Raw genomic sequence first — 15,155 nt, forward strand, 5'->3', positions numbered from 1 at the left:
GGGAGAGACAGAATGGCAAAGCCGCTGGCCGACATAACCGTGCTCGAAATGGGCACTTTCATCACCGGTCCGGCCGCCGGAATGCTGCTGGCGGACCTCGGTGCGAAGGTCATCAAGATCGAACAGCCGGTCACTGGCGACCCCTTTCGCGCGTTCAAAGGCGGTCTCTACAGCCCGCACTATCAGACCTATAACCGCAACAAGCACAGCGTCACGCTCAACACGCGCGACCCCGACGACCTGGCCGTCTTCGACGCCCTTGTGGCCGATGCCGACGTCTTCATCCAGAATTTCCGTCCCGGCGTGGCGGCGAAGCTCGGCGTCGATGCGGATCGGCTGCGCGCCATCAACCCGCGTCTTGTCTATGCCTCGATCTCGGGCTTCGGCGCGGAAGGCCCCGACCGCGACCGCCCGGCGTTCGACACCGTGGCGCAGGCCGCCAGCGGATTTCTGCGCCTGCTCGTCAATCCGGCGAATCCGCGCGTCGTGGGACCGGCGATCGCCGATTCGATGACCGGATTCTACACCGCGCTCGGCGTTCTGGCGGCGTTGAACGAACGGCATGCGACGGGGCGCGGACGCCGGGTCGAAACGTCGATGTTCGAATCGATGTGCCACTTCAACCTCGACGACTTCACCCACCTGTTTTCCGCCGGCGAAATCATGGGACCGCTCAGTCGGCCGCATGTGTCCCAATCCTATGTCTTCGAATGCAGCGATGCGAAATGGATCGCGCTCCACATGTCGTCTCCGGCCAAGTTCTGGGAGAATCTGGCCGAGGTCGTCGGCCGGCCGGACATGCTGTCGTTGCCCGAATTCAAGGGGCGAGACGAACGGATCGCCAATTACGAAAATGTCGTCGCGCTACTGGCGCCGCTGTTCCGGCAGCGGAAACGCGATGAATGGTGCGACCTGCTGACCGCGCGCGAAGTGCCCCATTCGGCGATGCGGACGTCGGAGGAGGCGGCCACCTGTCCACAGGCGGAGGCATTGGGTCTGGTCGTCGAAGACGCGAATGGACCCCAGGGTCCATTCCGGACTATACGCTTTCCCGTCAGCTTCGACGGCGAGCGCATGACCGACGTCGTGGCGCCGCCGTTGCTCGGGGCCGACAATGACGCGATCACAGAACCCCTCCGGAAAAGACCGCCAGGAACTCCATGACGAACAAGGCCGATAAAGACCCTGAGTATCTCTCGACGCTCGAACGCGGACTCAGGGTTTTAAGGGCCTTTGACGAACAAAATCCCGAAATGCGGCTCAGCGAGGTCGCGGCCAAGGCCGACCTCAGCCCCGCCGTCGCGCGGCGCTGCCTGAACACGCTGGTTTCGCTCGGCTATGTGGGCCAGCACGGCCGCAATTTCCTTCTGAAGCCCGAAGTCCTGGCGTTCGGTTCGGCCTTCATGTCGTCGATGAACATCGAACAGGTCGTCGCCCCGTCGTTGCAGCGGCTGCGCGACGAGACGGGCGACAGCGCGTCGATGGCGGTTCTCGCGGGCGAAGACATCCTCTATCTCGCCCATGTCTCGACGCGGCGGCAGATCCGCCTCGGCGCCGCCGCGGGCACGCGCTTTCCGCTGCACGCCACGTCGATGGGCAAGGCGATCCTCGCGTTCCGACCCGATGCGGAGATCGAGGCCTTTCTGGCGTCGGCGGACCTCAGGTCCTTCACCCCGAACACGATCACCCGGCCCGATGCACTGCGCGAGCGGCTGCTGCAAACGCGCGCGCAGGGTTATGATTCGACCTGCGAGGAACTCGACATGGGTATCATTTCCCTTGCCGTCCCGATCTTCGATGCGCGCCACAATTCGATCGCCGCGATCAACTGCTCGACGACGACAGGCCGGACCAATCCCCAGGAAATGATCGCGACCCGCCTCGACGATCTGCGCGCCGCCGCCAGCGAAATTCAGCAGGCTTTGCGGCGGTGGCCGGCGCTGCTCCACGCGATGGAGACATCACCCTAATTTTTCGATTATCGAATTTGACTTCGCATTTCGAAAGTCATATAGCCACTCCCAACTAAACAATATAGGGAGAGGGGCATGAATGCTTTTGCACGTTCGGGCGTCGCTTTGCTGCTGGCATGCAGCGCGCTGACGCCGGCCTGGGCACAAGAAGCCAGCCAGGATAATTCAGCGGAAGACGGCAACGATATCGTCGTGACCGCGCTGCGCCGCGACGGCAATCTTCAGGACACCCCCGCCGCGGTCACCGCGTTCACGTCCGACACGATCGAAAGCGCCGGGATCGAACGGCCGGCCGACTTCGTGAACCTCACCGCCAACGTGAACCTTGTCGAGACGCAGAACGCGGGCAATGCCTTCGTGATCATCCGCGGGATCACGCAGGCCCGCAACAGCGAACCCTCGGTCGCGGTCGTCATCGACGGCGTGCAGCAGGTCAATCCCGCCGCGTTCAACCAGGAACTGTTCGACATCGACCAGATCGAAGTGCTGAAGGGACCGCAGGGCGGCCTGTACGGGCGCAACGCGATCGGCGGCGCGATCATCATCAACACCAAACAGCCGACCGACACCTTCGAAGGCAAGATCAAGGTCGGGGTCGAAAACGGCTTCGGATGGCAGGCGCGCGGGGGGATCAGCGGTCCGCTGTCGGATAACATCCGGTTCCGCGTCTCGGGGTCCTATGTCGACAGCGACGGACACCTCCGCAATACCTTCCTCAAGGAAAAGGCCGATCCCTACAAGGACATGGCGGTTCGCGGGAATCTGCTGATCGATGCGGGCGGCGGGCTGGCCGTCGACCTGCGCGCTTCCTATGCGCGGCTCGAAACGCAGGCGCTCTATTTCAACATCGTCCAGGACGTCAACGACACCAGCCTGCCGATCCGGGTCAACAATTCGGGCCAGAATGATCGCGACCTGATGAACGTCGCGGCCAAGATCAGCTATGACACCGACAATTTCTCGGTCACGTCGATCTCCTCCTATGACACGGTGAAGGAAGTCCTGACCGGCGACGCCTTCGACTTCCTGCCGATCCAGGACTCGCTGTTCTTTCAATTGCTGGGCTTCGACCTCAACCAGAGCCAGTATCTGAACGTGAAGGCGTTCAGCCAGGAACTGCGATTCCAGTCGGCGCCGAGCAGCAAGCTGTTCTGGATGTTCGGCGGCTACCTGATCGACACCAGCCGTTTCATTTCGACCGGCAACATGGTCGATACGGGCAACGGCGTCTTCCCCGTGTATCGCACGCCCAGCACCAACCCGCTCAATCCGCAGGCGACCTTCCTGTCGGACAGCCAGAAGAATTTCGCCTGGGCGGTGTTCGCCAACCTCGGCTATGATTTTTCCGACACGCTGCGCGTCGATGCGTCGCTGCGCTATGACCATGACCGGCGGCGCAATACCACGCTGACGCCGACCGCCTTCCTGCCCAACCTGCCGGGCTTCCCGCAGGGCGCGACCGGCGACGTACGCCGCGACACGTTCAGCGACTGGCAGCCGAAAGCGACGCTGACCTACAAGCCGTCGGACGATGTCACGCTCTATGGCGGTTACAGCCGCGGTTTCCGGTCGGGCGGTTTCAACCAGACCGGCGTCGGCTCGATCGCGGCATCGAACGGCATCGTCGGGGTCGGCGACGTGTTCGAGGCGGAAACCGCCGACACGTTCGAGGTCGGCCTGAAGACGCGGTTCGCCGATCGCAAGATCACGTTCAACGCCGCCGCCTACACGACGATGTCGAAGAACAGCTATTTCTTCGTTTTCCTCGCCGCCAACTCGACCCAGAATCTGGGCAACATCCCCAGGACGCGGATCCAGGGTTTCGAGATGGAGCTGCAGGCGCGCCCGGCCCCGTCGGTCCAGCTCAACGCGGCCGTCGGTTACACATGGAGCGACATCAAGAAATTCCCCGATCCGACCGTCATCGGCAACGAGGCACCGCTCATCTCGCGCTACACGTATAACCTCGGCGCGCAGTTCACGCCGTCGCTGGGCGGCAGCCTGGAGGGGCTGTTCCGCGTCGATTACCGGCGCACCGGCAAGACCTGGTGGGAACCGTACAACACCACGGTCCGCAAGCCGGTCGACCTCGTCGACCTGCGCGCCGGGGTGAAGAGCGACGCCTGGAGCCTCACCGCCTATGCGACCAACCTGTTCAACAAGAAATACAACGCCGAATTCTCGCCGGGCGGGTTCGTCTTCAAGGCACGGCCGCGCGTTTACGGGCTCGAGGCGACCTATTCCTTCTAAGGAGCGACAATGGCCAGGATTCTCGTTCTCTATTATTCGGGCTATGGCCATGTCGAGGCGATGGCCGCGGCGGTCGCCGAAGGCGCAGCCAGCGTCGCGGGGTGCACCTGCGACGTCCGGCGCGTGCCCGAACTCGTGCCGGCGGAGGTCGCGGCGGCATCGGGCATGAAGGTCGATCAGGCCGCGCCGGTCGCGGCCGTCGACGACCTGCCGTCCTATGACGCGATCATCTTCGGCACGCCGACGCGCTTCGGCAACATGGCGGCGCAGATGCGCAACTTCCTCGATCAGACGGGCGGCCTGTGGTTCACGCGCGCGCTGGTCGGGAAAGTCGGCAGCGTGTTCGCGTCGACCGCCAGCCAGCATGGCGGGCAGGAGACGACGATCACTTCCTTCCATACCAGCCTGCTGCATCACGGCATGATCATCGTCGGCCTGCCCTACAGTTTCGAAGGCAATGCCGAGATGGGCGAGATCAGCGGCGGCACCCCCTATGGCGCGACGACGATCGCCGGCGCCGACGGATCGCGGATGCCCAGCGCGAACGAACTTGCCGGCGCGCGCTTCCAGGGACAACATGTCGCCGAAATCGCGAAGAGGCTGTTCGGCTGATCGACCCCGCCATTGACGACAAGCAAAGGAAACGAGCGATGACTGCACCCTTGGCCAATCGGCTGCACCACACCGCCTATGTCGTGAAGAATCTGGAAGCGACGCGGCATTTCTATGAAGATATCCTCGGCTTCCCACTGGTCGCCACCTGGTGCGAGCAGGAGGAGTTGTTCGGATCCGAACGGACCTATTGCCACTGCTTCTTCGCGCTTCGCGACGGCAGCGCGCTCGCCTTTTTCCAGTTCGTCGATCCCGGCGACCAGGATGAGTTCGGCCCCGACCTGCCGCCCAGCCCCTTCCGTCACGTCGCCCTCAACGTCGACGCCGAGGCGCAGGCCGAACTGGAGCGGCGGATCGACGCGGCGGGCTTCGTCGCGCCGCAGACCTATGTGCTCGAACATGGCTATTGCCGGTCGGTCTATGTCATCGATCCCGACGGGATGATCCTCGAATTCACTCTCGATGCGACAAACGCCGACCAGATCAACGCGGCCCGCGCCGCCGACGCGCATAGCGAACTCAAGCGCTGGCTCGCAGGCGATCATCGGCCGAACAACGACGTGCGCCATTTCGCCGAAACCCACTGACGGGTCGCCCCGCGATGAGCCATGACCGCTTCCTGACCACGCATGTGGGGTCGCTGCCGCGCGAGGATGACCTTGTCGACCTGATGGTCGCGCAGGAAGAGGGGGAAGCCGTCTCCCCCGACGCGCTCGCCGCGCGGATCGAGGAGGCGGTGCATTTCGTCGTGCGCAAGCAGGCCGAGGCCGGCATCGACATCATCAACGACGGCGAACAGTCGAAACCCAGCTATGCCACCTACATCAAGGACCGACTGAACGGCTTCGGCGGTTCGGGCAATTCCTATGTCTTTCAGGACCTGGAGGAATTCCCCGGCGTCCGCGACCGCATCGTCGCAGACCCCGGCCGCCGGCACCGCAAGACGCCGGCCTGCAACGCGCCGATCACCGTCAAGGATATGCTCGCGGTCGAAAAGGACGCATCGACGCTCACCGCGGCGCTGTCGCATCACGATGGCCGGCGGGCGTTCATGAGCGCGGCCTCGCCGGGCGTCACGGCCCTGTTCTTTCGCAACGAATATTATGACAGCGACGAGGCCTATCTGTTCGCGCTCGCCGAGGGGCTGCGTCACGAATATGAGGCGATCGCCGCCGCCGGGATCACCCTGCAAATCGACTGCCCCGACCTTGCGATGGGACGGCATACTCAGTTCCGCGACCTCAGCCTTTCGCAGTTTCGCGATCGCATCATGCTCAATGTCGAGGCGATCAACCGGGCAACCGCCAATATTCCCGAATCCCAGCTTCGCATGCACATGTGCTGGGGCAATTATCCGGGGCCGCATCATTGCGACGTCCCGTTCCGCGACGTCATCGACCTTGTCTGGCGCGCACGGCCGCACGCGATCCAGTTCGAGGCGGCGAATCCGCGCCACGCCCACGAATATGCGATGTTCGAGGATGTGAAGCTTCCCGACGGGAAGATGCTCATCCCCGGCGTGATCGAATGCCAGTCGGGCTATCTCGAACATCCCGAACTCGTGGCGCAGCGGATCGGCCGCTATGCGCACCTCGTCGGGCGCGACAATGTGATGGCGGGCATCGATTGCGGCTTTTCGATCCACGTCGGTTCGGGCGGGGTCGAACGCGACATCGTGTGGGCCAAATTGGCCGTCCTCGCCGAAGGCGCGAAAATCGCGTCGCGCCGTTTCTGGCCCTGACGGGCCGCGCCGCGGAGGATTTCGGCTTTGGCGACCTTCGTCCTCGTTCACGGTGCATGGCACGGCGGCTGGTGCTTCGACGCGGTGGGTGCCCTGCTGCGAGAGGCGGGGCACGAGGTCATCGCGCCTGACCTGCCCGGCATGGGGGGCTCCGACGAGGAACTCGCGGCCGTCAGCCTGCAAGGCTGGGCCGATTTCATCGCCGCGCAGTGCCGCGCCGCACCCTCGCGGCCCGTTATCCTGGCCGGGCACAGTCGCGGCGGTACGGTCATCAGCCAGGCAGCGGAGCAGGCGCCCGATGCGATCGACGCGCTCGTCTATATCTGCGCCATGATGCTGCCGGACGGCATGTCCCGCGCCGCCTTCCGCGCCGATGAGCCCGACAATCCGCTGTACGACGATCTGGCGTCACCGACCCCCGGCGGCCGCGGCACATTGATCACCGGCCAAGATGCCGCAGCGGTTTTTGCGCAGTTATCGGACCGCGATGTCGCGGCGTCGGCGATGGCACGACTGGTCGCCGAACCCGACGGCCCCCGCCTGACCCCGCTTACGCTCTCGGCAAAGGGCTGGGGCGCGATCCCGCGCACCTATATCGAATGCACCGAGGACCGCGTCATCCCGCTAAGAAGCCAGCATCGCATGCAGCGCCTCTGCCCCGGCACCACCGTGCTGTCGATCGCCGCCGATCATTCGCCCTTTCTCTCGCGGCCCGCCGAACTGGCTGCCGGGCTGCTCGCCGCCATTCCGCCGGAGCCGAGTTGAGTCAAACCGCCATATCGGCACGGCGCAGCCACATGCCGCGAGGGGCATCGGTGTTTCTTTTGGCAAGGGCGGGCGCCATTCCGCCCGAAGCCCACGAACTCCACAGGAAATATTCGGCGCCCTGTTCCCGCCGCCACATTTCAGCGGGTGCCACCCCGAACCTACGCCCAAAGGCGGGCGTGAAGCTGCCGTTGCTAGTGCATCCACAGCGATAACCCGCCGTCGAAATGGGGAGGTCGCATTGAGACAAGGGCTGGCGCGCGCGATCCAGTCACCGCGCGCCGAGGGCTTCGGGCACCGTACATCGATAGAGTTTGCGAAAGCCGCGCATCAGCTTTGTCCTGCTGAGACCGCGGCGCCGCGCGATCACGCCGACCGTCAGCCGTTTTTGCCCGTCCTCGTTTACGATCTGATGGCCGCGGCGATGGGTGTTACCTACCGCCCGCTGAGCGTCGTGGCCCGCGACGACATCCCTCGGCCTCTGGTTGCCGATGGACGAAAGATGCGCGCCAGATCAGCCATCGAAGTTGGCGCCGCCAGCCATATCTCAAATTCGCGGATCTTCGTAATTGTACGTGAAGTCCTCGGGCGGGATCGGCCCCCAAAGGTAGAACGAATTTTCTGCAGGCGGCGATGTCGGCACCCACGGCGTATCTTTGGGAATATAATCTATGTCGTATGAATATTCCGCATAGCTCCCCCATGGATCGCGGGCATAGTAGAAGTAGTTCGATCCCAACACGTGGCGCCCGACACCCCAGCCCCGCGCATATCCGGCGAGATGCATCTGGGAGGCGCCCTGGCCGATATGGTCAATCGAAGGAACATCCCAACTGGAATGGTGGAAGCCGGTTCCGTTGGCTTTCCCGAAAGCAACCAGATGATGATCGGATCCATGCTTGGCATGCGTGAACGCGACGACATCCTCGGATTTGTCGGAAAGCCGCAGACCCAAAGTGCGCTCATAGAACGCCACTGCCGCCGGAACGTCGGGGACGAGCAGCAGGACGTGCGAAAGGCGCGATGGACGAACCGGCGGCTGCATTCCTCGCATTGGCGCATTGCGGCATCCCGCGAGACTCGGTGCCTGGCGGCTTTCCTCTTTTGCATCCGGCGTTTTCTTGCAACCCGTCCTGATCTGCACGGGGATGCCGTTCAGATCGCGGAACCAAAGGCCGCCGGTATCAAAGGCGCCCACGGGAGCATCGATCCGTTCGACATCCAGGCTGTTCAGGCGATGCTCAAGGTGCCGGATGTCTTCCGGAAAGGCAGAAAAACTTAAATAAAATATACTCTTAGATTCCCCCTCGTGCAACCTGGCCCAGAGATGCGGCGACCCGAAAGCATAGAGCGCGAGTGTCCCGCCGTCGTCTTTCACGTCCAGGCCAAAAGCCTCATAGAACCGCTTTGCTTCGACCAGATCGGGCACGATCAGGGCATAATGGTCAAGCGAATGGATACCCACCGTTTCAGGTTCGGCAAGCCATTCGCCCGTCACCAGCCGGATCCTACACTCTGAGCGCCCTCGTTCGCCCATTGATCGATGACCGACGAGGCTGCGTCGAACAGGCTCATGTCATTGACGATGAAGTGCTGGGCGGCAACGGCAGCATCCAACAGATTTTGCGCCAGGACGCTCGGCCGACGAAGCGACGAAGAGACCGAGCTGTATGATGCGACCGCAACATTCCGACATACCTGGTGCGTCCAGGTGGTAATCTGCCGGATTTGCTGGATCTCGGCCTCCGTCAACGCTTCGCCGACGTTCGCCTTGCGGTCCACATTGGCGAAAAGCTCATATGCGCGTGCACGAGCAGCTTGGAACAGCACCTCGTTCCGAACGAAATCGAGCTTGAAGGTCGGAGTGTCGGCAATCGAAGCCGTCGCATAGAGTCGCTTCTTCAAACTTGCGACATGAGCCGCTTCATGAAGCGACCGCCTGGCGATCCCCAACGCCACTCCCGTGTGGCCGGCGCAGACCGAGACCAGGGTTCCGATCGTCGCGGCACGCGATTGCCGCATCGGTTCGGTCCAATATTGGTTGAAGGTCCAGTCGGCAGGGAAAGCCTGTTCGGGAACCTCATAGTCGAAACTGCCCGTGGCCTCCATTCCCACAACATCCCAGTTCCCCAGAATCTGAATCTTTTCGGCCGGCAGGAAGGCACCGATCACGCGCGGCTGACCGTCCGCTTGCAAGACCGGCTTGCCTTCTTCTTGCAGGACGAAGGCGGATGACACCCAGTCGGCGTGAGAACAGCCGCTGCCGAAGCCGTAGCGGCCACTGCCCTTGTAGGTGTTGCCCATCTGTATCGCCTTCCCGGTTGGCGCATAGGTGGCGCTCATTACCGGCAGACGGGCGCCGCCGAACATCCGCTCGACGTGCGCATCAGAGCAGAAGTTGGCGGCCACCATGGTTGCAATGCTTTGCGCGGCCAGGGACCAGCCCGTCGAAGAATCCGCACTCGACACTTCTTCAGCCAGCGCGGTGAATTCACAGACGCCAGTGTCTGCCCCGCCAAGGCTTTCCGGCACCAATAGCCAGTAAAATCCGGCCTCGCGCATGGCCTCGACCACGTTCAAGGATGTGGTGGCAGCATTTTCCGGTTTCCCGGCCTCCGATTTGATAAAATCCCGAAGTTCCGCGGCGCGCGTCGCAAACGTGACGCTCGGTCGGGCCGGAAGACCGGGGTTGGTGTTCGTCTCCAAAGCCAAATTGCTCACGATCCATCTCCTGGCTTCGAGCCGCCTGTCCTCGCTTTGGCGGGCGGCTGCCTGTTGTGTCCTATTGACCTTCGTCCGAAGACGATCATCCGATCTCGGCATATTGGCCAAGCCGCACCAAGTGCCGCGAGTCGGGCTCTAATAGGACTTGATTTAATATGAGACAAGACGGTATCGTATCATCATGAAAAATGAAAACCGCCGCATCTGGAGCGCCGACGACAAACGGTTCGCGCGCATGGCTGAAAAAAAGCTGCAGATCCTTCAGGCCGCCCAGCGGGTTTTCCTGCGTAACGGATATGAGCGCGCCAGCATGGATGCGATCGCGCTCGAGGCTGGCGTGGGGAAAATGACCGTGTATCGTCAGTATACGGACAAGCACACGCTCTTCATCGCATGCATGAATGATCAGTGTCGTGAAATGCTCGTGCCCGATCGCTATGAAAGCGCCGCTTCGCTGGACGAAGCAGAGTCAATGCTGATCGACTACGGACATATCGTGGTCGATCTCATCACGCGCCGCGATATCGTCATGCTCTTCCGGATGATGATTGGCGAAATCAATCGCTTCAATGGCCTTGGCGACGTCTTCTATCGAGGTGGTCCCGGTCAGGCGATTTCGGTGATCGAGAGAATTCTTGGCAAGCTGTTCCCCCCCGAGGAGGCGCGATTGCGCGCCGGGGCGTTCTTCTGGGCAGCACTGGGAGATGCCTATGAGCGCGTCATTCTCGATGTCGTCAGTGCTGATGAGGTTCAGGGCAGTTTCAGCGATCAGATCGAACTCGCAGCCAAAATTGCGCTCCGCTGAGGAAGCGGACGACAACAACGGGAGGGCAATCGATGAAAAGGATGCTTGACGGCAAGGTGATCCTGATAACTGGCGGCGGCGGGGGAATTGGTTCGGCGGCCTGTGCGGTCATGAGCGAACATGGCGCACGCCTGATCGTGAGCGACATCGACAAGGCGGCGGCGAAACGTACCGCGGAACATGTCGGCGCAACCGGCGGGGAAGCGATTTTTCTGCAGGCCGATCTTGCATCCGAGGCAGAGATTGAGCGGCTCGTGGCTGAAACTCTGGCCCATTACGGACGCCTTGATGGCGCGTTCAACAATGCCGGCGTGGAGCAAAGCAATGTTCCGCTTACCGAATTGCGGCTCGAACATTGGGAACGCGCGCTGCGGATCGACCTCACCGCCGTCTTCCTGTGCCTCAAGCATCAGATTCCCGCGATGCTACGAAGCGGCGGCGGCGCGATCGTCAATACCGCGTCGGGGCTTGGCCAGATCGCGATCGCCAACGCCGCCGAATATGTATCTGCCAAACATGGTGTCGTTGGACTGACGCGCGCCGCCGCAGTCGAGTTTGGGGGAAGAAACATCCGGGTGAACAGCGTGCTGCCCGGGATCGTCGAGACCGATCTTATTTCGCGCCTTGCCGCACAGCCTGAGTTCAAGACGTTCCTCGGGCGGTCAAAAGATCGTCATCTCATGGGAAGATTTCCCACCCCGCGTGAAGTTGGTGAAGCGGTCGCGTGGCTGCTTTCGGATCATGCTTCCTTCGTCAACGGTGCCGCAATGCCCGTCGATGGCGGTTATCTTGTCAACTAGTGAACGCGCGCCGATTGCTTCCGGAACACAGAGCGAGGCGGCAAACCGGCAAACGGCTATTCTTGTCTTCATGGCGCAATGCCCGCTGAAGTTGTGGAAAGGCACACAAGATGCACCTCGACGGGATGGATCTCAATCTGCTGGTCGCGCTGGATGCGCTGCTCAGCGAGCGCAGCGTGACACGAGCGGCGTCGCGACTCTGCGTCACGCAGCCCGCGATGAGCATAGCGCTCAGCAAGTTGCGCGCACAATTTTCGGACCAACTGTTGGAACGGGTCGGCCGTCAGATGGAGGTGACCCCGTTCGGCGAGCAATTGGCAGGCTCCGTCAAAGAACTGCTCTTTGAAATTCGGTCGGTACTCAATCGGCAATCCGAATTCGATCCCGCCACCGACAGTCGGGACTTCCGTCTGCTCATGTCAAGTTCGATCGCTGAGATCCTGGGGGTTCCGGCCATGCGCAGCCTGCATGACGTCGCCCCGTATCTTCGCTGTCAGATCGATATCTTCGTGACAGCCGGCCTGCTTCGGCGGCTTCAGGATGGTGAAATTGATCTGGCCGTGCAGCTCTATGAACCAGGATTGTGGGAACCGATCACCGATCTTGAAGCGCTGGCGAGCGAGCCCCTTTTTCGCGATCACTATGTGGTCGTCGTCGATCGGTCGAACCAGCTCATACGCAAGGGTGTGAGCTTCGAGGACTTCTGCTCTGCCGACCATGTCGAAACCCGTTTTGGCGGGGACTTTCGCAGCACCGTCGAGCGCACCCTCAGCACGATGCCTGATCGGCCACGAACGCCGCTTCTGGTATCGACCTACGCGCTGGCGATCGACGCGGTGGTTGGCACGTCGATGACGGCGATCGTGCCGCGCAAGGTCGCGGAAAGATCACCGCATTTCGGCAGAATCGCGATATTCGAACCGCCGTTCAAACTGGCGCCGCTCAACCACAAGCTCATCTGGCATCGCCGCAACGAGAATGATCCGGCGCATGTCTGGCTTCGCGACTTTCTGAAGAACTTCTCTCGCTCACCTGCCTTCGCAAGCCATTGATATCGGACACGATGACCCGCGGAGGAATGTCGTTGGCCGGGTTCGCGCGACGGCACCCGGCGGGCCTCGGCATGCGTGCCATATGCATCCGATAAATGCCTCTAATGCGGCTCATAAAAAATGACAATTTTTGATCGTTCCGGCCGTCGGTACTTGTGAGGCAGCAACGATGATCATGCGCTGCGCTGCGAAAGCTGGCCTTCATCGATGCAATCAGTTCAGCCATTCTGGAAAGATGCTTCATGACAGATTTGGATAAAGTCGCGGTCCCTTGCCCAATGATGTCGCTGCAGGCCGCGCAGAAGGCCCTGGCGGCCGGCGTAAGCGCAGCCGAGCGGATGGGAGTGCCCATGTCTCTCGTCGCAGTCGATCGAGCGGGGCAGGTCAAGGCGGTTGCGCGGATGGATGGCGCGGGTGAACTGCCGTATCAGGTGGCCTTCAAAAAAGCCTGGACCGCTGCCGTCACCGGCGCGGCGACGACCGACGTCCGCGCCTTCATCGCATCCGACGAAGGCTCATCTCTTTCCATGCCCCATCTTGCGAACTTCTCGGTGATCGCGGGTGGCTTGCCGATCGTCGTCGATGGAGTTTGTGTCGGGGCCGTCGGCGTTAGCGGCGCCACCGCGGAAATGGATTTGGCGGTTGCGCAGGCCGCGATCGCCGGTTTGCAGGCCTGACGCATGTTTGCCCTTGATTGGCAACTATCGCCCCGCGAACATGCGGTAACGATCGAGCGCAACATCAAAGTCGAGATGTCCGACGGTGTTCGCATCTCGGTCGACCTGTTTCGCCCGGCCTCGACCGGACGCTTCCCGGCGATCGTCGGTGTCCACGCCTATGATCAGGCCATGCAGTCGGCCCCATCCATCCCCAAGGCGATCACCCTGCCCAACGCCCAGGCCGAAGCCGGCGATCCGAACTTCTATGTGCGGCGCGGCTATGTGCATGTGATCGTCAATGCCCGTGGCACCGGGCAATCGGAAGGCGTCTATGCCCACTACAGTCCGCGTGAAGTGGACGATGTGGTCGAAGTCATCGCCTGGCTCGCCGAACAGCCATGGTGCACGGGCGACGTGGGCATGTTCGGTGCGTCCTACTTCTCTGTTTGCGCCAAACAGGTTGCCGCGCGCAATCCGCCCGCCCTCAAGGCCGTATTCGGCCTCTATGGTTACAACGATTTCTATCGCGACAAATTCTATCACGGGGGCATTCTCGCCGCCGGCTTCCTGACAAGTTGGGCCGGGCATCTCGACGGGTCCAGAATCAAGGGCTGGTCGCGCGACGCTCTGGGCGAAGATGAGTACCAGCGCCGGCTCGCCGAACTGCGCGCGGATCACGACCTGATGGCGATCCCCGCATTGGCGAAAGCGATCACCACCCCCGAGGAGGGCGGCCATCCGCTCATTATCGACGTCCTCATCAACTCGCATGACGGACCCTATTGGGCGGAGCGCAATCCGCGACTCGAGGACATCGAGGTCCCGATCATGATCGGCGCATCCTGGGACATGTACATGTTACATTTGCCCGGTGAATTCAGGGCGTGGGAGAAAGTCCCGGCACCGAAAAAGCTGATCGTCGGGCCGCCAATGTATCTCGATCGCCCGATTTACCAATATGCCTTGGAATCACTGCGCTGGTTCGATCATTGGCTCAAGGGAAACGATACGGGCTATCTCGATGAGCCCGCAGTCAATCTTTATCTGATGGGGAGCGGAGGCGACTGGAAGCAGGGCCATTCCTGGCCGCTGCCGGAAACCGTCTGGCAGCCATTCTATCTTCACTTCAAAGGGCTGCTGTCTGAACACGAACACTGGCCCCACGAGGGCGGCACCAGCTACGAGGACAACCGCTACAACGAGCGGGGAGGCATATTGTTTACCTCGCCGGCGATGGTCGAGGAGACGGAGGTCGTCGGCCCTTTGACTGCCACCATATATGCGTCGAACACGCAACCCGAACTTCTCCTTTTCCTGACACTGTGGGACATCGCCCCGAACGGAGATCGTCGCCTCCTGACACGCGGATGGTTGCGGGGCAGCATGCGGCAATGCGACGAAAGCCGGTCAAGACCGTGGCTTTGGCATCACGACTTCACCCAGCCTTCCGAGCTCGCTGACGGCGTACCTCATCGCTTCGACATCAATCTCGTCCCAACCGCGAACGTGTTCAAACAAGGGCACCGCATCGCGCTGGGCGTGAGTTCCAGCGACACCGATCGCTCGGATTCCTTCTTCGCCCGGCTGGGCAAGGGGCATGTCGTGCAGCAACGGCCCTCCTGGGTCACCATCCATCACGACGCGGAGCATCCTTCGGCACTTTTTGTGCCCGTCGTGAAGGGAAATCGCATCGGAACATTCATTTCCGAGGCCGGCGACCTGAACAATCAGCCAGAATTCTGAGAATAGAATGGACAAATAGATATAATATTCA

The 15,155-nt window shown here is 61.8% G+C and carries 14 protein-coding genes; 12 read left to right on the plus strand and 2 right to left on the minus strand.

Annotated elements, in window-relative coordinates:
- Positions 1-12 precede the first annotated feature (12 nt).
- The 7 genes from JNM03_RS18365 to JNM03_RS18395 all read left to right on the plus strand — a co-directional run bounded on the left by JNM03_RS18365 (position 13) and on the right by JNM03_RS18395 (position 7,341).
- Entirely contained in the window at positions 13-1,164 is a 1,152-nt protein-coding gene (locus JNM03_RS18365; RefSeq protein WP_294038895.1) for a CaiB/BaiF CoA-transferase family protein, read from the plus strand.
- The gene (locus JNM03_RS18370; RefSeq protein ID WP_294038896.1) at positions 1,161-1,970 is read left to right on the plus strand and encodes an IclR family transcriptional regulator C-terminal domain-containing protein; all 810 of its coding nucleotides are present in this window, start codon (positions 1,161-1,163) and stop codon (positions 1,968-1,970) included. The genes JNM03_RS18365 and JNM03_RS18370 overlap by 4 nt, the downstream gene beginning before the upstream one ends.
- A gap of 78 nt (positions 1,971-2,048) precedes the next feature.
- Positions 2,049-4,223 (plus strand): TonB-dependent receptor, encoded by a 2,175-nt coding sequence (locus tag JNM03_RS18375; RefSeq protein ID WP_294038897.1) that lies wholly within the window; start codon positions 2,049-2,051, stop codon positions 4,221-4,223.
- Between the two features lie 9 nt (positions 4,224-4,232).
- On the plus strand, positions 4,233-4,835 hold the full coding sequence (gene wrbA / locus JNM03_RS18380; protein ID WP_294038898.1) for an NAD(P)H:quinone oxidoreductase: 603 nt from the start codon (positions 4,233-4,235) through the stop codon (positions 4,833-4,835).
- 38 nt (positions 4,836-4,873) lie between these two features.
- Positions 4,874-5,422, plus strand: coding sequence for a VOC family protein (locus JNM03_RS18385; RefSeq protein ID WP_294038900.1), 549 nt, complete (start codon positions 4,874-4,876; stop codon positions 5,420-5,422).
- A 14-nt stretch (positions 5,423-5,436) separates the two neighbouring features.
- Positions 5,437-6,576 carry a cobalamin-independent methionine synthase II family protein gene (locus JNM03_RS18390; RefSeq protein ID WP_294038902.1) on the plus strand — a complete coding sequence of 380 codons (1,140 nt, stop codon included), beginning with the start codon at positions 5,437-5,439 and terminating at the stop codon, positions 6,574-6,576.
- A 27-nt stretch (positions 6,577-6,603) separates the two neighbouring features.
- Positions 6,604-7,341 carry an alpha/beta fold hydrolase gene (locus JNM03_RS18395; protein ID WP_294038903.1) on the plus strand — a complete coding sequence of 246 codons (738 nt, stop codon included), beginning with the start codon at positions 6,604-6,606 and terminating at the stop codon, positions 7,339-7,341.
- A 547-nt stretch (positions 7,342-7,888) separates the two neighbouring features.
- Here the strand turns inward: JNM03_RS18395 and JNM03_RS18400 are convergent.
- Positions 7,889-8,839 carry a VOC family protein gene (locus JNM03_RS18400; protein ID WP_294038904.1) on the minus strand — a complete coding sequence of 317 codons (951 nt, stop codon included), beginning with the start codon at positions 8,837-8,839 and terminating at the stop codon, positions 7,889-7,891.
- Positions 8,836-10,062, minus strand: a complete 1,227-nt coding sequence (locus tag JNM03_RS18405; RefSeq protein ID WP_294038905.1) for an acyl-CoA dehydrogenase family protein — start codon at positions 10,060-10,062, stop codon at positions 8,836-8,838. Before JNM03_RS18405 ends, JNM03_RS18400 begins: the two co-directional genes overlap by 4 nt.
- Positions 10,063-10,246: 184 nt before the next feature.
- Here JNM03_RS18405 and JNM03_RS18410 point away from each other — a divergent pair, with 184 nt between their 5' ends.
- The 5 genes from JNM03_RS18410 (at position 10,247) to JNM03_RS18430 (ending at position 15,124) form a co-directional block, all read left to right on the plus strand.
- A complete protein-coding gene (locus tag JNM03_RS18410) occupies positions 10,247-10,870 on the plus strand; it encodes a TetR/AcrR family transcriptional regulator (RefSeq protein WP_294038906.1) in 624 nt (207 codons plus the stop codon).
- Positions 10,871-10,902: 32 nt separating this feature from the next.
- Positions 10,903-11,670, plus strand: coding sequence for an SDR family oxidoreductase (locus tag JNM03_RS18415; protein ID WP_294038908.1), 768 nt, complete (start codon positions 10,903-10,905; stop codon positions 11,668-11,670).
- Between the two features lie 110 nt (positions 11,671-11,780).
- Positions 11,781-12,722 (plus strand): LysR family transcriptional regulator, encoded by a 942-nt coding sequence (locus JNM03_RS18420; RefSeq protein ID WP_294038910.1) that lies wholly within the window; start codon positions 11,781-11,783, stop codon positions 12,720-12,722.
- Positions 12,723-13,000: 278 nt separating this feature from the next.
- A complete protein-coding gene (locus tag JNM03_RS18425) occupies positions 13,001-13,399 on the plus strand; it encodes a heme-binding protein (protein WP_294038912.1) in 399 nt (132 codons plus the stop codon).
- A 3-nt stretch (positions 13,400-13,402) separates the two neighbouring features.
- Entirely contained in the window at positions 13,403-15,124 is a 1,722-nt protein-coding gene (locus JNM03_RS18430) for a CocE/NonD family hydrolase (protein ID WP_294038914.1), read from the plus strand.
- The last annotated feature ends 31 nt before the right edge of the window (positions 15,125-15,155 follow it).

This window comes from Sphingopyxis sp., assembly GCF_016793825.1.
GTDB lineage: Bacteria > Pseudomonadota > Alphaproteobacteria > Sphingomonadales > Sphingomonadaceae > Sphingopyxis.